This window comes from Flavobacterium limnophilum (assembly GCF_027111315.2).
GTDB lineage: Bacteria > Bacteroidota > Bacteroidia > Flavobacteriales > Flavobacteriaceae > Flavobacterium > Flavobacterium limnophilum.
This window is the reverse complement of record NZ_CP114289.2, coordinates 814,315-837,927: the sequence shown is the minus strand read 5'-3', so window position 1 is coordinate 837,927 and position 23,613 is coordinate 814,315. Positions and strand designations below refer to the sequence as shown.

Here is a 23,613-nt window from a genome sequence, read left to right as displayed (position 1 = left end):
ACCGGAAGTATCGATTAAACAGTATGAACAGTTACAATTTCAAACATTTCTTCAAACTTATATAGCCTTAAGAAATGGTATTACTTACTTTAAATCTAAGCCTATTTACTAGCAAAAAAAGGGGCTATCTCTTAAAGAAGCCCCTTTTTAGAATAACCCAGATTTAAAATTATTTCTTATTATTGTTGCCAGACGGTAAATAATAAAGCCAACTGAACCCTATTAAAAATAAAATCAAAGAGGCGATGAAGGCTGGTATCAATATTTCGCGGTTGTTATCCAAAGCGTTGTTTAACGAGGCATACAACAACCAAATTTGGATGGTGACATTCAAAATCAATATGAATATCAAGGTCGAAAGGATGTTGTTCAGCTTGTTGGGATTCGCTTGGTTTTGACTGGTTCTAAAGGTACTCATGGCTTTTTGTATTAGTTTTTAAACAGTGCGTTCTTCTTTGTGGGAAGCTTTGACATAGACATCATTTTCCTTGAAAAATACTTCCAGACTTGGCAATGCCCTTGGTGGAGGCCCTGCCAAAACGTCTCCTGTTTTGGCATCAAATGATCCTTCATGACACGGACAATGAATGATTCCGGTGCCGGGTTTATAAAATACGGAACAAGACAGATGGGTGCATTTTTGCTCATAAGCCTTGAAATCTCCACTTTCGAGGTGAATCAAAATATATGGAATAGTGCTACCCTCGATTACGAAAGCTCGGGTACCACCTACTGGAACCTCCTCTTTCTTGCACACAAAATGCTCTCTTCCCACTTCTTCTTTGGGAAGCAAATAAGCTTTGGCGGCCACGAGTCCACTTCCTACCATCAATCCGCCCGAAACCAGGGTGAGAAATTTGGCAAAATCACGACGGCTTACATTGGTCGCTTGCTGCTTGAGAATTGGAAAGTCTTTCTTCCAATTTTTATTTAAATTATCTTCTTTTGACATTTTTTTATGTTAAAAAGTTATGTTTCATTTTTTTCAGAAGTCATCTACAATCTAAAAACTCCCTTCTATTCTCTTTATTCTATTCTCTATTTTCCAAAGTCTTAATACTTAATTCTCGATACTTAATACTAATAGATGACCAACTCCATACTTCCTTTCGGCATCATGATATTGACTTTGGTGTTGACCACTTCTTGCCCGAATATAAAGGTATTGATTGGCGTACTGTTTGGGCGCATTTCTTGTATTTCTTCCCTTGTTCCAAAAAACAAGGCACCACTTGGACAAACCGTGGCACACATTGGTTTTTTGCCAATGCTGGTTCGGTCGTAACACATCGTGCACTTCATCATCAAGTCGTAGGCTTCTTCTTTTTTGGGCACGCCAAACGGACAAGCCATCACGCAATTCGAACAACCAATGCACCTTTCGGTATTGGCGGTATGCACGATTCCGTTTTCGTCTTTGGATATCGCATCGGCTGGACACACATTGGCACATACTGGATCGTCACAATGCATACATACCTGCACGGTGGTCTGCACAGTCGAAGCTCGATCCACATAATTCACGTGAATCAAGGATTCCTGACCGTTGGTTTCGCATTCGGCGCAAGCCATTTCACAGGCTTTACAGCCAATGCATCGTTGCATATCTACAAAAAATTCCTCGTTTTTATTGAAACTGGTGTAATTCATATTTATTTTTTATAGATTAAACACTTGCATACGCTTTTGATTCTGTTGAAGGTGCCGCTATTTCCTTGAGCGGTTCCAAGTGGCAGGCACATACCTTGAACTCTGGAATCTTGGAAATGGGGTCCAATGTTCCCGGCGTTAACTGATTGGCCGATTTCTTGCCCGACCAGTGATAGGGTATAAAAACAGTGTCTTCCCGAATGGTTTCCACAATATTTGCTGGAAAAATTCCTTCACCACGACGGGTGGAAACTTTTATCAATTCTCTTTGTTTGATTCCGTATTGTTGCGCCAATTTAGGATGAATTTCCAATAATGGCTCTGGATACTGGTCGACTAATTTGCCAATTCTACGGGTTTGTGTACCACTCAAATATTGAGACACCACACGACCTGTTGTCAAAATCACTGGATAATCCGCATCGGTTACTTCGCCCGGAAGCTTGTACGGAGCGGGATTAAAATGGGCTTTCCCGTCCGGGGTTTTAAACTTTTTGTCTTCCCACAATCTTGGTGTTCCGGGATGACCTATTTCTGGACAAGGCCAAAAAACGCCCATTTCGTCTTCAATTCTTTGGTAGGTAATTCCGTAATAATCGGCAGTTCCTCCTTTGGAAGCCACACGCAATTCGTTGAAAATGGCTTCGCTATCCGCATACGTAAATTTATCTTGAACACCCAAACGTTTGGCCAATTCCAAAATGATAGCCGTATCCGTTCTGGCATCGCCCGGAGGTGTAACCGCTTGACGAATTCGGATTACCCTTCCTTCAGCGGATGTGGTGGTTCCTTCCTCCTCTTCCTGTAACGAACCGGCCAGCACAATATCGGCGTGGCGTGCGGTTTCATTCAAGAAAAAGTCAATACAAACGTAATATTCTAGTTTTTCCAAGGCTTCGCGAACGTAATTACTGTTCGGCAAAGACACCAATGGATTGAAACAAATCGAAATCAATCCTTTAATTTCTCCACGATGAATGGCTTCTATGATTTCATAAGCCGAAAGTCCTTTTCCGGGCATATCTTTCTCGTTGATTCCCCAAACTTCTGAAATATACTTGCGGTGTTCTGGGTTCTCGATATCTCGGTTTCCCGGCAATTGATCACATTTATGACCATGCTCTCTACCACCTTGACCGTTTCCTTGTCCGGTAATGGTTCCATAACCGCAGTACGGCCTGCCCAATCTTCCTGTTGCCAGAACCAAATTGATGCAACCCAAAACATTATCCACTCCTTTCGAGTGGTGTTCTATTCCACGGGCATGAAGCAAGAAACTCGTCTTGGCTTTGCCCCATAATTCGGCCGCTTCGCGTATTTTATTTTTGTTGATTCCTGTAACTTCCTCCGCCCATTCAAGGGTATAGTCTTTTACGGAATCTATCGTTTCTTGAAAACCTGAAGTATAATTATCAATAAAATCGTGATCCAACATATCGTGATCCACCAAATATTTCAGCATAGCACCGTACAAAGCCGAGTCGGTTCCCGGACGCACATCCAAATGGATATCGGCAGTTCGCGCCAACGGAATCATCCTTGGGTCAATCACAATAATTTTGGCACCGCGGTCACGGGCTTTCCAAATCCAGTGTGTTAGCGTTGGAAATGTTTCACTGACATTGGCACCAGCCACAATAATAACTTCGGCATATTCCAAATCCGAATAATTATTGGAAGCCCTGTCCAGTCCAAACGCTTTTTTGTTTCCCGCACCGGCACTCACCATACACAAACGTCCGTTGTAATCCAGGTTTTTGGTTTTCAAGGCTACGCGGGCAAATTTCCCAACCAAATAACTTTTCTCATTCGTCAAGGAAACTCCCGACAACATCGAGAAGGCATCATTGCCGTATTTTTCTTGAATGCGTTTAATTTCCGAAACCGTTTTGCTCATCGCATCATCCCAAGAAGTAGGAACAAATCCTTGCCCTTCCACTCTTTTCAACGGAGACAAAAGTCGGTCAGGGTGGTTGTTTTGCAAATAACGCTGCACGCCTTTTGGACACAGTCGCCCTTCGTTAAAAGGAAATTCCATCCAAGGCTCAAATCCTACCACTTTATTTTCTTTTACCAACAATTGGATTCCGCATTGCATTCCGCAAAAACAACAATGCGTTTTGACGGACTCGTCCGGTTCGTCCTTGCCCACATATCCGTCCTTTGGCGCATAATTTAGATGAGGACCAAAATGCTTTACTATATTCTCCTCTGATACTGGTAATTTTGCCATTTTTTTGTTTTGTTTTTACCGCTAAGACGCAAAGTCGCAATTTTATTTCTTTGTCTCTTTGTTCTTTACAGTATATTTTTTCTTTACCGATGAATTATTTTTCTTTGTGCCTTGGCGTCTTTGCGGTGTGTTTTTATCCAAACAAATTTCCGCCTTCCAATCTCGCTTTCAAATGCGCCTGCGCCAAACGGGATCTTTTCCCCTCGGGACTTAAATCCAAATGTGATGTTCCGTCTTCGTGCGAAAAATCAAAGCCCAATTCTTCGGTTACGGTTTTCAAATCCTGAATATGCAATTTGGTGGCAAACTCTTCTCCTGTATGGGGACAAACTGCCATTCCCATTTTCATTCCTTCTTTCTTGTAAATATGCGCCCCGATTTGGGCAGGTCGTTGAATGATATGGAAAAACTTCCCGAACGGAATCCAAATCAAAAACATGATCACCGTAACAGCGTGCAATACCGCCAAGAAATCAAACGCAAATCCTTTCATAAACTGATATGAATACGTCAACCCCAATCCAGTTACCGAAATGGCTATCAATAGAATAAGTGGCAATAAATCACCCTCAAAAGATTGTGTGGCAATCAGTCCAGGGTTTGTCAAACGTCTTCTTAAATAATACAACGATCCCAAAATAACCAAATAGGAAGACCAGTTCAAGGCGTGAAAAGTCAAAAAAGCAATAACCGAACCCAGCTCAAAATCTATTACTTTAAACCCGAAAAAGTAGGCTTCATATACCGAAATCGTATTGGGTGCCATCGCAAAGTGAATCCAACCAAAGGTAAGTGGAATGGTAATCAAAAATGCCGAAGTACATCCCACCGCAATCATGAAATGCGCCACCCAACGGTATTTCCCCCGAGGGTAAATAAATTTTTGGAACGCAATATTCTCTACGGTCTCTTTGGTGGCAAACCAAAAATGCGAAAACACTTTTCCCGTTACCAAATACGTTATTCCTCTCTTGAAATAAATCCAAGTGGGCGGTCTTTGCAACCACACCGAATACCGATATACAATTCCGAAGAAGGCAAAAACGGTTCCGAATAAATAAGTGACCAGGGCCGCATCAAAGTTTTGCAACTTTCTGGAACCATAAAACACAAGGACAATCATAAAAATTGAAAGTCCCGTTGCGATTAAAAGTGCTTTGGTATTAAAGGTTTTGTTTTTCATTTGTAATGATATCTTTTAATTCTATTGAAAAAAAATCGGGTTTCCTAACTCGGTTTCTCACATCCTTTACGGTTGTAAAACCACCAATTAATACTTGTTGCTAATATAGTAAAAGCAATCAAGCCAATAAAGAATTGATTTACAGAACCATTTGCAGTGATGTTGTTCCCGATTAATTTAGAAAAGATAAAAGGACCAAAAGCTGCAATGGCTGCCGTCCAACCAATAACTCCAGCTGCTTGTCTTTGATTTTCAGAAAAAATAATTGGAAACTGTCTAAAGGTGCCCGCATTACCAATTCCAGTAAAAAAGAACATTGCCAAAATCACCCCAACAAACAGCGGAAATTGTTCCATACTCGTTGGCGAAACCAATCCTTGAGTTATCAAAATAATAGCTCCAGCCAAAATTCCGATTCCGGTAATAGTCGTCAAAATCGCTCCACCAATTTTATCGGCCACAAAACCAAAAGCGACTCTGCTGGCAGAACCAATCAATGGGCCATAAAAAGCGTAAACCAATGGATCCGGCGCATCAGGGAAATCGCCATACAAATATTTTATCATCAAAGGAAAAGCTGCCGATAATCCTGCAAAAGTTCCAAAAGTCATCAGATAAGTAATGGTGCAATACCAAGTATGCTTGTTTTTGAAAATATCCATTTGCTCTTTTATCGAAGCTTGCATCGGAATGCTTTTCAAAAAGATCCAACTGATAAATGCCAAAACCAAAAGAAAACCAATGTACCAAAATGCGGCCGACTGAATATAGATTTTCTTGATACTAACTGCCTCATTTTTGGGACTAATAGTGTTCAAAAATTTTGCCGCCAATTTAGGATTGGCATTGGCAATCGCTTTAGATTTATCATTGAGTGGCAATGCAGAAAAAATTTCGTGATTATCATTTGATTTCGTTACCGCTTTAACCGAATCCAATACTGGTTTCTTTACAGTAGCCAGAATTTTATTTTGTGAGTTTTCATCCAAGGTCGCAAAAATTTCTTTTTGCTTCTCTACTGTCGAATCTTTTAAAACATTCTTCGTTTCCTTGACATCGATGCTTGTAAATACCGAAGTAGTCCCGTAAATACTGACACTCAAGATAATCGGGGTAATAAACTGGGCTAGACTAACGCCAAAATTCCCAATGCCGGCTTGGATTCCCAAGGCAGTTCCTTTTAATCTTTTTGGAAAAAACAGACTTGTGCTAGGCATAAAAGAGGAAAAGTCTCCACCTCCAAAACCAGTAGTAATAGCCAAAAGAACAAATACCCAAAACGGAGTACTGGTATCCATTACCGCAAACCCAATTCCAATTGCTGGAATTAACTTGAGTAAAGTGGCCACCGTCACTACATGCCTTGTCCCGAAAATAGGCAGAATAAAGGTGTGAATAATTCTTAAAAATCCTGCCGCCAAACCAGGTATAGCCACCAACCAAAAAAGCTGCTCTTTAGAAAAAGGGAAACCTAGCCCTGGTAATTTCACTGCTATTACGCTCATCATGAACCAAGAGGCAAATGACAATATCAATGACAAAGTTGTAATTGTCAAGGTCTTCCACGCAATTTTGCTTCCTGTTTTTTTCCAGAATTCTTCGTTTTCAGGTTCCCATTTATCCAACCAAGTTTTCATATTATTCTTTATTTGATTTAAAAATGACTTCAATAACACCATTGAATTATGGAGCAAAAATAAAAGACGCACCTCTCTTTCATTATGATTACAGTCATACTTAAATTAAAATAAAGGTCATTGGAAACGTATTTCTTGATTCTGAATTGAGACATTTTTACAAAAAAGACACAAAAAAAGCCAAATCAAATTATGTTTTGAGATGACTTCTTTCGATTCAATATGTGGGAAAAAAAGCAATTATTCAGGACAGTATTCAACCTAATTTGTTGTTTTTTAATGATTTCCAATCAAAGCAATCCGTATTAGATTGACTATTATTGCCAAAAGGGATCCGTCAAATTATCCACGAATTTTTCATCAGAATGATTAAACTCAATAGACAGCAATTGTTCTGCTGTGGCAATTTTTTGAATTTCTCCAAACAAAACACGTTCTTCAAAACGAATATGATCTACCAATTCATCACTAATCAAGCTAATATTATTTTGAAATTCCGTGTTGGTGGATTCAAGCAGTCGTTTTAAGCTTCCGTGTTCCGAAACGGCTCTTTTGATGAGTTCGTTTTCGTTTCCAAGAATGGGGAAAACATATTTTTCTTCCACTTCAAAATGAGGAATTAAATAATTTTGGTAAAACCAGTCGGCATATTTTTTGATGCGGGATACTTCCACCTTTTTTTTAATTCCAGTCCTTATTTTCCAGCAAAACAACAAGCCGTGATGGTGTTCCCTGCTTAACGGCTTGAGAGAATCACTGCGTTTGATGGGCTTATCTGTTTGGTATTCACTGTTCTTTTTCATAATTATTCCAATACAATATTTCTCCAGATTATGGCCTGCCTTATTTTGAATTTAAGACAATTCCTTTTCCAATTCAATGGCTTTTGGGAACAGGATATTATTTTCCAAATGAATGTGCAGGTGCAAATCTTGTTCAAATTCTTTTAGGAGCGCTATAGTCACTCCATAAGTATTGCAAGCATCTTGTGGCGGCGTGTAATTGTTGCTCAATTCTTCAATTTTTCTAAATCGATCCCCTTCGGTGGAGTGTTCATCCATCATCGCGTTTATTGGATTTTGTATGGAACCAAAAGGAGGTGCAACCACTTTTGAACCTTCATGTTTGGCTTGGGCCAATTTCCTGACAAATGGAAATAAAATTAATTCTTCTTTTTTCATGTGCTTTGCCAATTCGCCGGCGGTAGCATTAAAATGCTCGTTGATTTCAAACAATTCGGGATGACGCTCTCCGTGCACTCTACAAATTTTTTCCAAATACGGTTTTATCTCAGCCGTTTTCTCTTCGACATAACGATGGTGTTTTTTCTCGATATAATCTGCCAATAAGTCCAATGGCCAAGATTTATAGTCCGTGGCATTTTCTCCACGTGCTTGAATTATGGCATCCAAATCATTTACTACTGATTTTGAATCTATGTTTTTCTTTTCACAAGCTTCGCCAATGGTTCTGTTTCCTTGACAACAGAAGTCTATTCCATATTTTTTAAATACTGATGCGGCACGATAGTCTTTGGCTACCAATTCACCGATAATTTGATTTTCTTGAATGTTCATCTTTTTTATTGTTTTAAGTTGTTTATTTTATTACTGGATATAAATATCCACTATTGTTTTAAATTTTTTTTATTCCCTTTTTAAAAACGTCAAACCTTCCTTGAAATCCATTGTCAAATCTTTTATCAAGTTGGTTTCCAACATTATTTTGAGTTGATCACGAATTATTTTAAATTGGCTGTGTGCAGGGCAAGGCTTTTCCTCGCTACAATTTTTTAACCCTAAACCACACCCACTATAAATAGTATCACCGTCAATTGCGGTCACGACCGTGCTCAATTTTACGTTTTCGAGTTCCTGTTGACTCATCGAAAAACCGCCTGTTGGCCCTTTATCCGAATTGATGACAAAGTTTCGAGAAAGTTGTTGCAATATTTTTGAGGTGTAAGCCTCCGGAGAATCAATGGCTTTTGCAATATCCTTTAAACTCACCTTTTTGTCCAAAAGTGATTGTTCAGCAATAAATATTGATGCCCTTATACCGTATTCGCAAGCTTTTGAAAACATTTTTCTTTTATTTGGTTACAAAGATAGTAATTTATTTTAGTAGTGGACAAAAATATCCACTAATATTTTTAAACTTATGCAAATTTATATTTTTTTCCCATTCGATTCCATTGAAATATACTTCGAACCGAAATTTTTAATCCTAAAAACTTAATTCAGTTGTCTTTTCGATGAATCGGTGCAGTACAAATTAGGATATTCCATCAGAATGTTTGAAAGTTCTGGCTGATTTTTTTAATAATAGAATGCCTTATTTGACAAACTATTTATGGCACTAATTTGCAAAAAAAAGCCAGTTAAAATTAACTGGCTTTTAAATTATAATTACATCGGTTTAGTTTTTAATTATTTTGGATACTTGAGAACTGCAAACTGGTTCCAAAGAGAACAATAAAAAAAGTAAAAAAGACCACTATTTTTTTAGAGATAGTTGAATTCATGATGTAACAATTTGGTTGATTAATGGCTCTCAATTTAATTGTGTTTTAACGGCTAAAGCAATCATTTTTAAGGCACTAAAAACTTTATTGTTTGTGTAGCTTCTTTCGACTCTACTTTACCAATATAGACACCTTTAGTTTTTGGTGCTTCCATAATTGACAAATCATTGTTAGTAGTTGATAATTTGAACACTTGTCTTCCGGTTAAATCATAAATCGTGATTTTACTGTTTGCGGGAGCATTTATTATCTTGATAAAACCGTTTTCAACAATCCATTTCAATTGGCTTTTCGAAAATTTTTCGGTAGATAAATTTGAAGCAGGAAGAGCCACTCCGTGAATTTTAACATCGGCAAGACAAATTGTTTTTCCGGTAGCCGTTCCGTTATACCAAGGATAAACGCGCAGTTTTAAAGTTTCTCCATTAACGAGTTTAATAACCGGTATTTTTGAAACGGCATTCATGGTACCAGATACCATACTCTGAAATTCTCCTGCCACAAATGTAGTGGCGAAATCATCTTTTGAATAAGAAATACGACAGCGCATACCGTTACCGCCTGAACCACCAACATATAAGCTTATTAAATCAATATTTAATTCCGTTCCAGTATTGGCTTTAATTCCAAATTGAATATAACGAGTGGATACTTCATCAATTTCACCCGCAGGCCATACATTACCATCAATTACGTTTCTTTGTGTTTTTCTTGTGGAATCATAACCGCTTTCGGCAGGCCATGTTGCCGTACTGCTGGGTACAGCATAACTTGAAGTATTCATGGAACTGAATGATTCATCAACAACAGTGGCTGGCCCTTGCAATACTGGAGTAGTATTTGTGATTAATGGCCATATGACGTTAACTTCAGTTCCTCCTGTCAATTGGATAAAATTTGCGGTTAGCGGAACTGTTTTTGTCACGGTTCCATTAGAAACGGTAAGAGTTCCAGTCTTCGTTCCACCAACTGCTTGAGTTGTCGAGATATAAAATTTAGTAAATGCAAGATTGCCGCCGGTATAATTCATAGTGATGGAAGAACTGAAAGTATCTGTTTTATTGGCGGCTATCAAGAACCCGTCATTTACGGAAAGCGTGAATGTTCCAGAGGTTGGAACAAGGTCAAAACCGGTAATTGTCAGTTCTTTTGTAAGTGTTTGACCTGTGTAGGCATCCCCAAAATCACAAGCAGTAGGATTAATCAAGACATCTGTTGATGTGTTAATATAAGATGCCAAAATATTTTGTTTGGTCATTTCTTGAGCACATAATCTAGCAGTTAATGTTCCCAATAAAGCTGTAGGGTGTGTTGAATCCGCAGCAACGTAAAGTTGGGCTGTACTGGCAGCATCGCCATAAGATTCAACCAAGTTTTTTGTCAAGGTAGTCAAGTCGATGAGTTGCACTCCTTTTTCTACTGCGACCTCTTTCATGGCTTGGGTATAATCATAAGTGTCATCAGTATCCGGTAGACTAAAATCAGTACCTAAATCATGAAGACCTTTGCGGGTAATTGTACTACCACTAAAATATTTTCGACACAAGGAGGTTGCCAAAATTGGTGTGGCATTCAAAGCTCGGGTCTCATCAATATATTTTCTAAGATAATCTTTATAGGTTGTTTGCGGATTTGTGCCTCTATAATCCGTTCCGTTGATTGGATTTAGGGGATCTGTTCCTCCATCAAGACCTCCATTTTTCTCATCGTTATGGGCAAATTGGATGATGACATAGTCTCCGGCTTTTATCTGTTGCTTTACCGTTGTCCAATAAGGTGCCTCCATATAAAAACTTTTGCTGCTGGCACCATTTTTCCCACGATTATTAACTACAACTCCCGAATTGAAAAATTGCTGAAACATCATGCCCCATCCTCTTATGTCTGAGGTGGCCGGGTCATAATTTGCCATCGTGGAATCGCCAATGGTATGAAGGGTAATTTGTGCATTGGCAGAAACCATGCTGCAAAGAATAAAAGCACTTATAAATAATTTTGATAATTTTGATTTCATTTTTCTTTAGTTTTAATTTTTATAAACCTTGGTAGCTCCTTGTTTTCCATTAATTTTATAACGGACAATATAGATGCCTGATTTTAACCCATCCAAATCTATTTCTTTTGCTGACTTGGTTTGATATACCCGCTGTCCAGTAAGGGCGAAAACTTCAAGATTTTCAAGTTCACCATTTATTCTCAACATGCCATTTTCCAAAAAGACTTTTTCTTCCATGCCTAGACTGGTAGAATTTACCGTAATTGAACCCGTACCGGTAAGCAAACCAGGATTTGTAGTTGCATCGTACTTTCCATCTGCAAGTTGAGTTCCGTTCAAGGTAAATTTCTTAACTGTAACAGCAGTGTTTAATACTGCCGAGGCCGATCCGGTTATATTCATGTTCAAAATATCCCCAGCACATTTTGCATGATTAAAAAGTGCTTTATTTGTTGCAGCCAGACTAATGGTTCCTTTTCCAAAAGCATTTTCCACGACTCCATTGATTGCTGATGAACCACCAAGATTTGCGGCAGCCACGGTCAAATCCCAAATTCCGGTGAAATTGCTGTTGTCCCCACCCAGTTTTACGGTTCCTGCATTCGCAAAATCTCTAATGTTGCGCACTATTACTTTGTAAGCACCAGAAAAAGTCCCCGGCAAATCCATAACACTACCACTAGTGCTACTGCTGCTCATTGTTAGAGAAACATCGCCTTCCACAATAATTGGGGCATTTAAAAACATGCCTGTGCCACTTGTTGCATAAGTAATAATGCTCCCTTGAGCCATTCTAACTGGACCTAAACATTTTGAAGTATTTGCTTGTCTTAAACGAATCGTTCCCCCAGTTTTTACATACATATCGCCCTCGAATTGTGAAATTGCCGATTCAATTGTTACTCCGCTGTTAACATTTACTTTTTCACCCGCCTTTGGCAACAAAGCCGGAGAATATTTAGTCGCATCGTCCCAAAGTCCGCCCAGAAAAGTAAATTCACTTGGTCTTCCTATAATTATTTTACCTGTTCCGCTAATGGTGGATGCATTAGTAGTCGCGCTGTAGATGCCAACCGGTTGTAAAACACCGTTGACATACCATTCATTAATTGTTATATCCTGATTAACTGTGACAACCGCTGTTCCTTCAGTATAAAGTGCCGTCTTCACATCAACAGCATTACTCACGTCGACCGTTAATTTGCCATTGGTTTTCACTGTTATTTTTGGTGATTTTCCTAATGCATTTGCGACTTTGGCTTGCAAATCGCCTGCCTCAATTACTAAATTACCCGTGTAACCTGAATTGTTGCCGTTAAGCTGGCATATACCTGTACCCAACTTGGTAATTTGGTGTACTCCACTTAGGACTGCCGTGATGTTTAGATTAGCAGTAGTATTGATGTTTACTGCTCCTTTTGTTTTAATATTTCCCAATAATGATGCACTGGCTGAAGAAAAAACAGTGGATTGATTAAGTGTAAGCAAAGTGGCTGAACTATTGGCAGAAACATCAATGGTGGCACCGTTCAGTAAATTTAAATCTGCGGCAAAATTTCCGCCATTCGCGTTTATTGTCAAAAGGCCGTCAACATTTGCCACTTCTGAAACTGCCGGCACACCATCAGGATTCCAGTTGTTTGCCTCCATCCATCCAGTATTGGCGGCAGCACCTCCATCCCAATTATATACTGTTACAGTTGGTGCAATGGCAGTAGGATCCCAATTGTCCGAACCAGCCAATACAATTTTTGGCTCGTATAAATTTGCTTCGGTTTGATCTGCCAAAGCCCTAATGCCTACCCAATTTGCCCTGCCGCTCATGTCGGCTCCTGGACCGGTATTCATCCATTCATACAACTTAAGCCTTGGATCCGTATCGGCATAGCTCATATTCCATTTATCACCCCAACCCAATGGATCAATTTCTGCAGGCATTGTACAATAAAGCCATGCCACCTTTGGGTACATGTGCCAAGGACGACCAAATTTAATTTTTGCTCCATCATCGCCATTTCTAGGACTATTGGGTTGATAGGTTAAATTACATTTATAGAACACAAAACCATAAGTTTGTGTTTCTTCACTTGAAGGAGCTGTAATCCATGCGCCTCCGTAACTTCTTATTTCACATTCATTGAAAACCCCTACTCCACGACCATATATATAATCGGTACGTCCTAAAATCAAACACGATTTAAAATAAGCACGGGAAGTCTCGGCTGTCCAAAAATAAATGGTATCCTGATAGGCAAGTATATCACAGTTTACAAATACATTTCGATCAGCCTGAAGCGTAAGGGCTTGTGCCTGGCCAACTGGTCCTGCTGTATTTCGAATAGTTATGTTTTCTGCTTTAAAATCATTTGCCATAATGGTAAGCGTTGCGGCTGTTGCCACCAATGCAGAATTGGCAGACCAAAGCGCAACCTTGTTATCTGGACATAAACCATCGCCTCCATCATTGCAATTGTAGATGTCATAAGAGATAATAGTTTCGGCCCTACTTTCACCTATTAATGTTATATGGGTTTTATTAGCAGGAATAATTAATTTTTCTTTGTCATACAAACCTCGTTTTACATAAATTATAGTTTCTTTCGTACTGTTGGAAGGCACTGCGTCAAAAGCAGCTTGTATGGAGGTAAAATTTCCGCTTCCGTTGATATCAACTACAATATCCGGACTAAAATTTTGGGCAATGGATTCATTAAACGACAATAGTCCTACAATTAAAAAGACATAATATTTGAGCATTTTCATAAAAAGGTTGGTTAGTTAGTTATAGTATTAAATAATTGGTTTTAATTAATGATTATACTTCGCATCAAAAATATTTCAATAAAATAATAATGACTTTAAAATTTTGGTCATTTACTTCAATTTTTTGGTCATTACCCCTATTTATTGCCTTCATCACTAACAAATTCATTTTATTTGTATTTATTTTATACACTATTCATTTTAAAGCTCTACATAAAATAAAGAAAGCACAATCATTAAAACGATTATTTATTAACTAAAAAATTACTAAAATGATAACCAAATTCCAATAAAGTGATTTCTGTTTCGATGTAAACAGACAATTAGTTTTATTCCTTCTTTTGAGTTTAAATGGTTACAAAACTCGATGTTTCTTTAATTTGGAGAGTACAATTAAATTTTTGGAATAAATTTGATTCGTTTATTTATATATTTATAAAAAATAAGTTCCTGAACTAAAATTAAAAACCAGAATTGCTAATGAAAAAACTTCTACTGATTAAATTTTTAATTGCACTTTTATTTATTATTCCCATAAATGAATTAACGGCACAAATAAAATGCAAAATAGAAAATTACTCTACAGAGGATGGACTTTCCCATGACGCCATTGCACATATATTAAAAGATAAAGAAGGGTTTATGTGGTTTGCCACATGGGATGGCATTAATAGGTTTGACGGCAAAAATTTCATCACGTATAAAGCAACCGCTGGCGACAACAGTAGTCTGGGCAACAATCGCATTGCCTTAATCAAGGAAGATGCCTCTGGATATATATGGCTTAAAGCCTATGACCAGCAGATTTATAGATTCGACAAAAGCACCGAAGAATTTCTTTCAGTCGCAAAAATTCTGGGAACCACTAAAATTGAATTTGACAATATTATTCCAGCCAATGACGGTAATGTTTGGTTGACTACTGTTGACAAAGGTATTTTTCTAACACAAAAAAAGCCCGATGGCCAGATTAAAATCAGTCATTTCAAACAAAATTCAAAAAATAATTTATCGATAACTTCCAATAATTTAAATTTTGTATTTAAAGACCAAGACGATTCTGTTTGGGTTGGTTCCGACAAAGGATTAGATCATATAACCCAATCTAGAAATCAGGGATTTCAGGGCAAAAACATAGTAAAAAACAGCAATGTAAAATGTATCTTCATTCAAGAAGACAATGCTTGGTTTGGAACCGAGGACGGGGCGTTAATTTGTTACAATAAAATTCATAAAAATTACCGGAAAACAGCTATCGCCACTAAAACCATAAACTCAATAATAAAATCGAAAAACAACAATTTATTGTTCATTTCCACTGCTGCGGGAGAGTTGGTTACTTTTAATGCAACAACTTTAAAAAAAGAGTCGATACTTAAAATTTCCGATTTGCCGATATACAAAATTTATCAGGACAAACAAGGCTTGTTATGGATTGAACCCGAAAAACACGGGGTTTTTATGGTAAATCCACAGGAAAAAAGTGTTCGTTTTTTTTCTCAACAAACGGATATCACTTTTTTAGACCTGAAACATAGTTTCGGTTTTATAGAAGACAATTTTCACAGGGTTTGGATAAAACTAAAAGGGGGTGGTTTTGGATATTACAATTCCAAAACCAAAACATTGGATTACTTTTTTAATAAACCGGGAGATGAAAACCAGAAATTTTCAAACATCCTTTCCAGTTTGTATTTTGATCCTTCAGGAATTCTTTGGATTTGCTCCAATGACAGAGGTCTTAATAAAATTATCTTTCAAAAAGATATTTTTCAACAAACCCTTATAGTTCCTGGCGCCAAAAATAAATCTGAAAATGAAATCAGGGCAGTTTATACCGATAAAGCAAACAGATTATGGGTGGCGTCCAAAGCAGGAAAATTGAAGGTTTACCAAAATAATCAAGAATTAAAAAACCTGTTCGAAAATTACAAAACGGGTGAAATTGGTGATGTTTACTCCATCATTGGGGACGCAAAAGGAAACGTCTGGCTAGGAACAAAAGGGGAAGGTTTGTATAAAGCGATTCCTGTCAATGCCCAAAATTCACAATATGTTTTAAAGCAATTCAAAGCTGACGAAAAGAACCCCAAGAGCATCAGCAGTAACCAAATCTATTCTATTTTAGAAGACAGAAAAGGACGTATTTGGATAGGTACCTATGGCAATGGCATCAATTTGTTGGAAGAAAATCAGGGCGAATTTAATTTTATACACCAATTCAAAAATTATCCGGCTATACAATCCAGCAAGGTAAGATATTTGGCAGAAGGCCATAAAGGTGAAATCTGGGTGGCAACAACCAATGGATTGGTAACATTCAATCCCGACAATTACAATCCCGACAAAATAAAATTTTCAAGACATGAAAAGATTTCCAGTGACAAATTCAGCTTGGGAAGTAATGATGTGTTGTTTATTTACAAGGATTCCGAAGATAAAATGTGGCTTTCGACAGCCGGTGGCGGACTCGATTTGGCTATTGAAACAAAAGGCAATCGTTTAAAATTTAGAAACTTCACGAAAGACAACGGTTTGCCTAGTGATTTCATCCTGAGCATGGTAGAAGACGATGAAAAAAATTTATGGCTGGCAACTGAAAATGGTATTTCAAAATTTAATTTACGGAATCATGCCTTTCGAAATTATGATTCCTATGACGGTTTGCTCAAAACTGGATTTTCAGAATCGACAGGTTTAAAACAACCCAACGGCAATTTGATTTTTGGCTGTAGAAATGGTTACTTGACTTTCAATCCAAAGAAAGTAGAAAACCAAAAAAATACCGCGAAAATGGTTTTTACCAGTTTTGAAATCAACAATAAAAATTCAAATGTCAAGTCTGCAGAATTCCCTTTGACCTTGGGTATCAATTACAACAACGACATCGAGTTGGATTATACCGAGAACACCATCAGCATTTATTACACGGTCTTGGATTATAGATCGAACAACAAACAATTGTATGCCTACCGATTAAAAGGTCTTGACGACACTTGGCATCAGGTAAAAAACCAGAAAAAAGCAACATTTACAAATTTACCACCCGGAGATTACCAGTTCGAAGTAAAATGTCTAAACAGGGAATTGTACACCAATATTCCCCAAAAGAATTTATCTTTTACCATTACACCTCCATTTTGGAAAACCAATCTGGCCTATTTTTTATATGCCATTCTCATTCTTGTTTTACTGGATTTCACAAGGAGAATAGTCTATTCCATGATTCGGCTGCGAAACGAAGTGGTTGTAGAACAAAAAATGACCGAGTTGAAATTGAGTTTTTTTACCAATATTTCCCATGAATTAAGGACTCCCCTCACCTTGATTGTCAACCCAATAAATGAAATTGCCAAAACCGAAAAATTAAGTCCCTTGGGCAGTGAATATATAGAAACAGTGCGCAAAAACACTAACCGCTTGGTACGTTTTGTCAATCAGTTGCTTGATTTTAGAAAAGCCCAAAGCGGAAATGAAGAACTTCATATTCAACCTCTAGAACTGGTTTCATTCATAAATGAAATAACGGCCTTGTTTTCACAGACAGCACGTGAAAAAAATATAAAAATTAAAACACAATCCAATGCTGAAACCCTCACCGTAAATCTGGACAAGGAAAAAATGGATATTATTGTCTATAATTTACTTTCCAATGCCATTAAATTTTCGCCCAACAATAGTGTCATCACGGTAGAACTCAAAGTAGAAAATGACAACTTATTAAAAATCAATGTTACGGATCAAGGATCTGGTGTTGATAAAAATAAGCTCGAAGACATCTTTAAACTTTATTATGAAACAAATACCGGCAAACACAAAAATGTGGGAACCGGGATTGGCCTGGCACTTTGCAAAGAATACGTGAAGTTGCACCAAGGCACTATCTATGCCATAAATAACGACAGTGGAGGCCTTACCGTTGCCATAGAAATAGATTTAAACAACGAAATTTTTCAAGACAAGAGTTATAAGTTAAACTTAGAGGGCGAAAAATTAAAAAAGCATCCTATTGTTGACCGACATAATATCGAAAATCAAATAGCACAAAATAACACCCACTTCCCCGTGGTTCTTATCGTTGAAGACAATCATGAATTAAGGGGGTTTCTAAAAAGTCAACTGCAACGTTTTTACCGCATATTAGAAGCCGAAAACGGAAAAGAAGGGTTGGAAATAGCCTCAAATAAACTTCCGGATTTAATTATTAGCGATATCATGATGCCGGAAATGGATGGTATCGAATTACTTGATGCACTCAAAAACACAACAGAAACCAGCCATATTCCAGTAATTTTATTAACGGCAAAATCATCTGTCGAAAGTAAAATTGAAGGGTTGAATTATGGAGCCGATTATTATATTACAAAACCTTTCGATACCGATTTTCTATTGGCTTCCATTGAAAATTTAATCAAGCAGAGAAAGAAAATTTTTGAAGGTTTACAAACCAATGCAAAAACAATTGCATTAGAACCTTGTGAAATAGTCATCACAACTAAAGACCAACAATTCTTGAAGGACATTATAGCGATAGTAGAAAATGGTTTAACCGATTCCAAATTCAACATAGATGTTATTGCAAACGCATTGAATATGTCAAGGGTAACCTTCAACAGAAAATTCAAAAGCCTTACCAACATTACTCCTGTAGAATTTGTCAGCAATATGCGCATAAAAAGAGCCAAACAATTTTTGGATGCCGGTGAAACTGATATTGCAAATATTGCCTATAAAGTTGGATTTAATGGTGCCGGATATTTCAGTACTTGCTTTAAAGAATACTACAAAATATCTCCTTCAGATTATTTAAGAAAAAAACAAGGATAATGTCTCGAAAAGTATTAAAAAAAATAAAAAAACACCCGTTTGAGTGGTTTCCGTGAACCTATAATCTTATTATAAACCAAGTATCGCTTTTTTGAAAAAGCAGCAATTCCTACAGCAATTGTCTATTTTAAGCGCATTTGCCATTATTGTGAATTTAGAAAAACCAAAACAAGAAGAATTATTAGAGCATGAAGGTGTTTGAATTTTACATCACAAAAACATCTTTAGTCCAAGTGTTCCCAATACTTACAGCTGAATAACTAGGATATTCTTTTCCATTCGTTAGTCAAAGGACGTTTATACTTCGGTTCAACGAATAATTATAAGCTAAAGCAATTCATATAGTTTTAAACCCAAAGTTTAGTACTAAAAACGGCCACAAAATATTGAATTCAAATAGAATTTAAAAAATCGACCCTAATACCACTAAGTTAAGGCATTTTAACCACATAGTACAGGATAGTATATTAAAATGGAACTGTTAGTTTTGGAAATCTATTAAATTAAAATTTCACAAACAAATTGGTAAAAATTAAAATACTCCTATTAGTCGTTTTTTTACTTTTTATGCCTAGTGCTTTTTTTGCCATGCATACTAAAAGTATTTTAAAAAATCTGGAACGTTCTTCAGCAAAAGCAAATCCTCAAAAAGCTTCTGAAAACAAGGAAAATTACATGTTGTTTTCTTTTGGCACCACCTTAAAACCTACGAAAGGAACAGCAATCAAAACACCCCTGCTTTATACTCCAAGTACAGGATATGGGTTTGATTTTGGCTCTGTATCGAATGTAAAAATTGCTCCTAAAGGCTTTTATACTGAAAAACCAACCTATTTTTCAGTAGCCGTACCCGAAGGGAATTACAGCGTTGAAATAACTATCGGAAGCAACGAAAAAGACTCCAATGTTACCATAAAAGCAGAATCCAGAAGGCTGATGCTGGATCAATTTTCCGTTAAAAAAGGAAGTCAAGTTTCCAAAACTTTCAATGTCAATATTAGAAACCCAAAAATTGATGCCACTTCCAAAATCAGTCTTAAAGACAGGGATTTAACCGTTTTCAATTGGGACGATAAACTAACCCTCGAATTTTTGGGCGTTGCCAATATCCAAAGCATAAAAATAACTCCTGTAACGACCATTCCGGTGATTTATTTGGCCGGAGATTCGACCGTTACCGACCAAGATGTGGAGCCTTGGGCTTCTTGGGGACAATTTATCACCAACTATTTTGATGAGAATGTTGTCGTTGCCAATTATGCCGTTTCAGGTTCGGCTTTGAGTTCTTTTAAAAGCAGTAATCGTTTGAAAAAAATAAATTCTTTGCTAAAACCAGACGATTATCTGTTTGTTGAATTTGCCCATAACGACGAAAAATTAAAAGGCCCAGAAAACACCGCTTGGGAATCGTACTCGAAATATTTAGCCGAATACGTTGAAACGGCCCGAAATAAAGGAGCTATTCCAGTTTTGGTTACGCCAACGCAACGCCGCGCTTTTAATCCCGACGGAACTTTAAAACCAACACACGGCAATTTCCCAGATGCTATGCGAGCGGTTGCCAAAAAAATGAATGTCCCGCTTATCGATATTACCCAAATCACTACCGTATTGTACGAAAAATGGGGTGTTGAGGCTTCCAAAAATGCTTTGGTACATTATCCAGCCAATACTTTTCCGGGACAGGAAAAAGCATTGGAAGACAATACCCATTTCAATAGTTTTGGTGCCAACGAAATTGCCCTTTGTGTGATAAAAGGCATTCGTGATCTTGACCTTCCTTTGAAAAAGAACATCAGCAAGGAAACTCCGGCTTACGATCCAACAAAACCCAATTATTTTTCAAATTGGACACTTCCGATGAGTGTTCGCTTTGAAATCGCAAAACCCGACGGTAATTAAATCTCCTTTGAAAAATCCAATTATGTTACTTAAAAAAAACTTTCTAATCCTTGCTATTGTTGCGCTTACTACATTTTCTGCGCTAAACGGTTTTGCACAACAAACCGATAAAATATATCTTTCCGGAAAAGATTTTGAACATCCCGTAAAATGGGATTTCTATTGCACCGACGGCAACAACAGCAAAACTTGGTCGAAAATTAATGTTCCTTCGCAATGGGAATTGGAAGGTTTTGGCGAATACACGTATGGTCGATGGTACAAAGAATTGAACCAAAAAGAACCCAGCAAAGAAGAAGGTTTGTACAAATACGAATTTGAAATTCCTGCCGATTATAAAGGTAAAGATGTCGTAATCGCTTTTGGCGGTGCAATGACAGATACCGAAGTGAAAGTCAACGGAAAATTGGCCGGAGAAATTCATCAAGGTGGTTTTTATGAATTCAAGTATGATATTACTTCGCTTTTAAACTTTGGAAGCAAAAATATTTTGGAAGTCCACGTTTGGAAACATTCCAGTAACAATTCTGTAAATGCTGCCGAACGCAAAACCGATTGGTGGTTGTTTGGCGGGATTTATCGTCCGGTTTGGTTGGAGGTTTCCCCAAAAACACAAATTCAGCATATTGCGGTAAATCCAAAAATGGATGGTTCGATCACTGTTGATATGAATCTTAAAAATATTACTAAAAACACCACTGTCGAAGCGACTTTAAGAGGTTTGGATGGCGAAAAATTCGAAACTTTTTCTTTTCCAATAAAAGCGAAAAGCACCAAAGAAATTATTGCTGCCCAATGGAAAAACGTAAAACCTTGGAATACCGAAACGCCTAATTTATACGATTTGGAATTGGTGTTAAAACAAAACGGAACTGCCATTCATAAAGTAGAAAAAAGAATTGGTTTCCGAACTTTGGAGTTCAAAAAGAAAGACGGAATCTATGTAAACGGCACCAAAATTATAATGAAAGGAATCAATCGTCATTCCTTTTGGCCAGAGGGCGGTCGCAGCACTAGCAAACGCATCAGCATATTGGACGGAAATTTATTGAAGGATATGAATATGAATGCAGTGCGAGGTCACTATCCGCCGGACGAGCATTTCTTGGAAGTTTGCGATTCCTTGGGTATTTTTGTCTTGAACGAATTGGCGGGTTGGCAAAATTCGTATGACACCAAATTAGGAACTAAATTAGTTACCGAAACGGTTGTTCGTGATGTGAACCATCCATCGGTGATTATTTGGGACAACGGAAACGAAGGCGGTTGGAATTACAATGTGGACAAAGTTTTTGAAGACAACGATCCTCAAAAAAGAATTGTTATTCATCCTTGGGCTGATTTCAACGGTTGGGATACGCACCACTACCCTACTTATTTAACAGGAATGCACCGTTTCAATCAAGGAGAAAACGTATTTTTTCCCACCGAATTTATGCACGGAACTTACGATAACGGTCACGGAGCAGCCTTGGAAGATTTTTGGACGCGTTACAAGCAAAGTCCATTGTTTGCAGGTGGATTTATGTGGGCAATGCTCGACGAAGCTGTTTTCCGTTCGGATTGGAAGGGAGAAACCAAATTTGATTCCAAAGGTTCTCTCGCTGCTGATGGAATTCTGGGACCACATCGCGAAAAAGAAGGCAGTTATTACACCGTAAAAGAAGTTTGGGCTCCGATTCAATTTGCACCAAAACAAATTGGCGATAGTTTTGACGGCTCATTTTTGATTACCAATGATTATCTTTTCAGTAATCTGACTTCCTGCAAAATGGAATATAAAGTTCTGAAATCGGATGCCAATATTCTTAACACAGATACGATTGCAGCAACAATTAATTCAGGTAAAATAGAGATTCCAAGCATTGAACCCGGAGAAACTCGCAAGATTAAATTTGCCGTTCCAGCCAATTTTTTCGAAGGCGATATTTTGTCGATAACGGCGAATGACATCCACGGAAAAGAAATTTACACTTGGACTTGGCCTATTCACAAAGCGAAGTTTTATGCCAACAAGTTTTTGGTTGCCAAAACGACCAAGGCAAAAGCTACCGTGGTTCAAAATGGCAACGAAATTACTTTGAAAGGAAGCGATGTCAGCGTAACTTTGGATAAATCAACGGGTGAAATTCTTGCCGTCAAAAACACGACTTCGGTAATTCCGTTAACCAATGGCCCTCGCCCTGTGGGGATGAAAGCCAAAGTGAAAGACGTACAAGTAGCACAAGAAGGCGACAAAGCAGTTTGTACCGTAACTTATACAGGCGGATTGACTTCCATTAAATGGATTATGGAAGCCGACGGAAGATTTAAAATGGAACTAATTGCACTGAAAAATGCCGAGAATGCCGGTGGTTTTGACGGCGCTTATTTCGAAGATAAAATCAGTGCTTTTGGAATCACGTTCAGTTTTCCTGAAAAAGGAGTTACGGGAATGAAATGGTTTGGAAGAGGTCCGTATCACGTTTGGAAAAACAGAATCAAGGGAACAACTTATGGTTTTTGGGAAAAAGACTATAACACAACCATAACAGGAGAAAGTTTTGAAAATTTGGTGTATCCAGAATTCAAAGGCTATCACGCCAATGTTATAGGTGCGAATTTAAAAGCGGGTGCATCATCATTCAAAGTTTATAGCGAATCCGAGAACTTATTTTTAAGAGTCTTCACTCCTGATTTGCCTAAGAACGGTTTCCCAGGAAGTTACCCGCAACCGGCATTCCCAGAAGGAGACATTTCCTTTATGTATGAAATTCCAGCGATGCGTGATTTCAAACCTTTGGAACACCAAGGTCCCGAAAGTCAAGCCACCAATATCCGTATCAAAAAAGGCGACGATGGCATTTCGATGAATCTTTGGTTCGATTTTAGAGTTACAACTGATAAATAAATTTAGAT

Annotated in this window: 14 protein-coding genes; 3 read left to right on the top strand and 11 right to left on the bottom strand. The window is 37.8% G+C overall.

Translation table 11 applies throughout. The features are described from left to right. Positions 1–169: 169 nt before the first annotated feature. The 11 genes from OZP13_RS03335 to OZP13_RS03285 form a co-directional block, all read right to left on the bottom strand. Complete coding sequence (locus OZP13_RS03335) at positions 170–418, bottom strand: DUF6755 family protein (RefSeq protein ID WP_281298664.1); 249 nt, start codon at positions 416–418, stop codon at positions 170–172. 18 nt (positions 419–436) lie between these two features. Beyond that, positions 437–952, bottom strand: coding sequence for a Rieske (2Fe-2S) protein (locus tag OZP13_RS03330; RefSeq protein ID WP_281298663.1), 516 nt, complete (start codon positions 950–952; stop codon positions 437–439). 128 nt (positions 953–1,080) lie between these two features. Then, the gene (locus OZP13_RS03325) at positions 1,081–1,650 is read right to left on the bottom strand and encodes a 4Fe-4S dicluster domain-containing protein (RefSeq protein ID WP_281298662.1); all 570 of its coding nucleotides are present in this window, start codon (positions 1,648–1,650) and stop codon (positions 1,081–1,083) included. 16 nt (positions 1,651–1,666) lie between these two features. Continuing rightward, the gene (locus tag OZP13_RS03320; protein ID WP_269242362.1) at positions 1,667–3,883 is read right to left on the bottom strand and encodes a molybdopterin oxidoreductase family protein; all 2,217 of its coding nucleotides are present in this window, start codon (positions 3,881–3,883) and stop codon (positions 1,667–1,669) included. A gap of 133 nt (positions 3,884–4,016) precedes the next feature. Further along, positions 4,017–5,066: an MFS transporter gene (locus OZP13_RS03315; protein WP_269242361.1), complete on the bottom strand. Its 1,050-nt coding sequence runs from the start codon at positions 5,064–5,066 to the stop codon at positions 4,017–4,019. A 44-nt stretch (positions 5,067–5,110) separates the two neighbouring features. Then, complete coding sequence (locus tag OZP13_RS03310; RefSeq protein WP_281298661.1) at positions 5,111–6,703, bottom strand: MFS transporter; 1,593 nt, start codon at positions 6,701–6,703, stop codon at positions 5,111–5,113. Between the two features lie 317 nt (positions 6,704–7,020). After that, complete coding sequence (locus tag OZP13_RS03305) at positions 7,021–7,506, bottom strand: hemerythrin domain-containing protein (RefSeq protein ID WP_281298660.1); 486 nt, start codon at positions 7,504–7,506, stop codon at positions 7,021–7,023. 51 nt (positions 7,507–7,557) lie between these two features. Beyond that, positions 7,558–8,280 carry an iron-sulfur cluster repair di-iron protein gene (gene ric, locus OZP13_RS03300; RefSeq protein ID WP_281298659.1) on the bottom strand — a complete coding sequence of 241 codons (723 nt, stop codon included), beginning with the start codon at positions 8,278–8,280 and terminating at the stop codon, positions 7,558–7,560. 69 nt (positions 8,281–8,349) lie between these two features. Continuing rightward, a complete protein-coding gene (locus OZP13_RS03295) occupies positions 8,350–8,787 on the bottom strand; it encodes an RrF2 family transcriptional regulator (RefSeq protein ID WP_281298658.1) in 438 nt (145 codons plus the stop codon). 507 nt (positions 8,788–9,294) lie between these two features. Then, positions 9,295–11,241, bottom strand: coding sequence for a GDSL-type esterase/lipase family protein (locus OZP13_RS03290; protein WP_281298657.1), 1,947 nt, complete (start codon positions 11,239–11,241; stop codon positions 9,295–9,297). 12 nt (positions 11,242–11,253) lie between these two features. After that, positions 11,254–13,986 carry a pectinesterase family protein gene (locus OZP13_RS03285; RefSeq protein ID WP_281298656.1) on the bottom strand — a complete coding sequence of 911 codons (2,733 nt, stop codon included), beginning with the start codon at positions 13,984–13,986 and terminating at the stop codon, positions 11,254–11,256. A gap of 480 nt (positions 13,987–14,466) precedes the next feature. On the opposite strand from OZP13_RS03285, the gene OZP13_RS03280 reads away from it, so the two are divergent. The 3 genes from OZP13_RS03280 to OZP13_RS03270 all read left to right on the top strand — a co-directional run bounded on the left by OZP13_RS03280 (position 14,467) and on the right by OZP13_RS03270 (position 23,605). Beyond that, complete coding sequence (locus tag OZP13_RS03280) at positions 14,467–18,813, top strand: hybrid sensor histidine kinase/response regulator transcription factor (protein WP_281298655.1); 4,347 nt, start codon at positions 14,467–14,469, stop codon at positions 18,811–18,813. A gap of 567 nt (positions 18,814–19,380) precedes the next feature. Beyond that, positions 19,381–20,715, top strand: coding sequence for a rhamnogalacturonan acetylesterase (locus OZP13_RS03275; RefSeq protein WP_281298654.1), 1,335 nt, complete (start codon positions 19,381–19,383; stop codon positions 20,713–20,715). 22 nt (positions 20,716–20,737) lie between these two features. After that, the gene (locus OZP13_RS03270; protein ID WP_281298653.1) at positions 20,738–23,605 is read left to right on the top strand and encodes a glycoside hydrolase family 2 protein; all 2,868 of its coding nucleotides are present in this window, start codon (positions 20,738–20,740) and stop codon (positions 23,603–23,605) included. Positions 23,606–23,613 lie beyond the last annotated feature (8 nt).

Bases quoted from the DNA above. Each gene is read 5' to 3' on its own strand.
- OZP13_RS03335 (WP_281298664.1), bottom strand. From the start codon at position 418: ATGAGTACCTTTAGAACCAGTCAAAACCAAGCGAATCCCAACAAGCTG.
- OZP13_RS03330 (WP_281298663.1), bottom strand. From the start codon at position 952: ATGTCAAAAGAAGATAATTTAAATAAAAATTGGAAGAAAGACTTTCCA.
- OZP13_RS03325 (WP_281298662.1), bottom strand. From the start codon at position 1,650: ATGAATTACACCAGTTTCAATAAAAACGAGGAATTTTTTGTAGATATG.
- OZP13_RS03320 (WP_269242362.1), bottom strand. From the start codon at position 3,883: ATGGCAAAATTACCAGTATCAGAGGAGAATATAGTAAAGCATTTTGGT.
- OZP13_RS03315 (WP_269242361.1), bottom strand. From the start codon at position 5,066: ATGAAAAACAAAACCTTTAATACCAAAGCACTTTTAATCGCAACGGGA.
- OZP13_RS03310 (WP_281298661.1), bottom strand. From the start codon at position 6,703: ATGAAAACTTGGTTGGATAAATGGGAACCTGAAAACGAAGAATTCTGG.
- OZP13_RS03305 (WP_281298660.1), bottom strand. From the start codon at position 7,506: ATGAAAAAGAACAGTGAATACCAAACAGATAAGCCCATCAAACGCAGT.
- ric (WP_281298659.1), bottom strand. From the start codon at position 8,280: ATGAACATTCAAGAAAATCAAATTATCGGTGAATTGGTAGCCAAAGAC.
- OZP13_RS03295 (WP_281298658.1), bottom strand. From the start codon at position 8,787: ATGTTTTCAAAAGCTTGCGAATACGGTATAAGGGCATCAATATTTATT.
- OZP13_RS03290 (WP_281298657.1), bottom strand. From the start codon at position 11,241: ATGAAATCAAAATTATCAAAATTATTTATAAGTGCTTTTATTCTTTGC.
- OZP13_RS03285 (WP_281298656.1), bottom strand. From the start codon at position 13,986: ATGAAAATGCTCAAATATTATGTCTTTTTAATTGTAGGACTATTGTCG.
- OZP13_RS03280 (WP_281298655.1), top strand. From the start codon at position 14,467: ATGAAAAAACTTCTACTGATTAAATTTTTAATTGCACTTTTATTTATT.
- OZP13_RS03275 (WP_281298654.1), top strand. From the start codon at position 19,381: ATGCCTAGTGCTTTTTTTGCCATGCATACTAAAAGTATTTTAAAAAAT.
- OZP13_RS03270 (WP_281298653.1), top strand. From the start codon at position 20,738: ATGTTACTTAAAAAAAACTTTCTAATCCTTGCTATTGTTGCGCTTACT.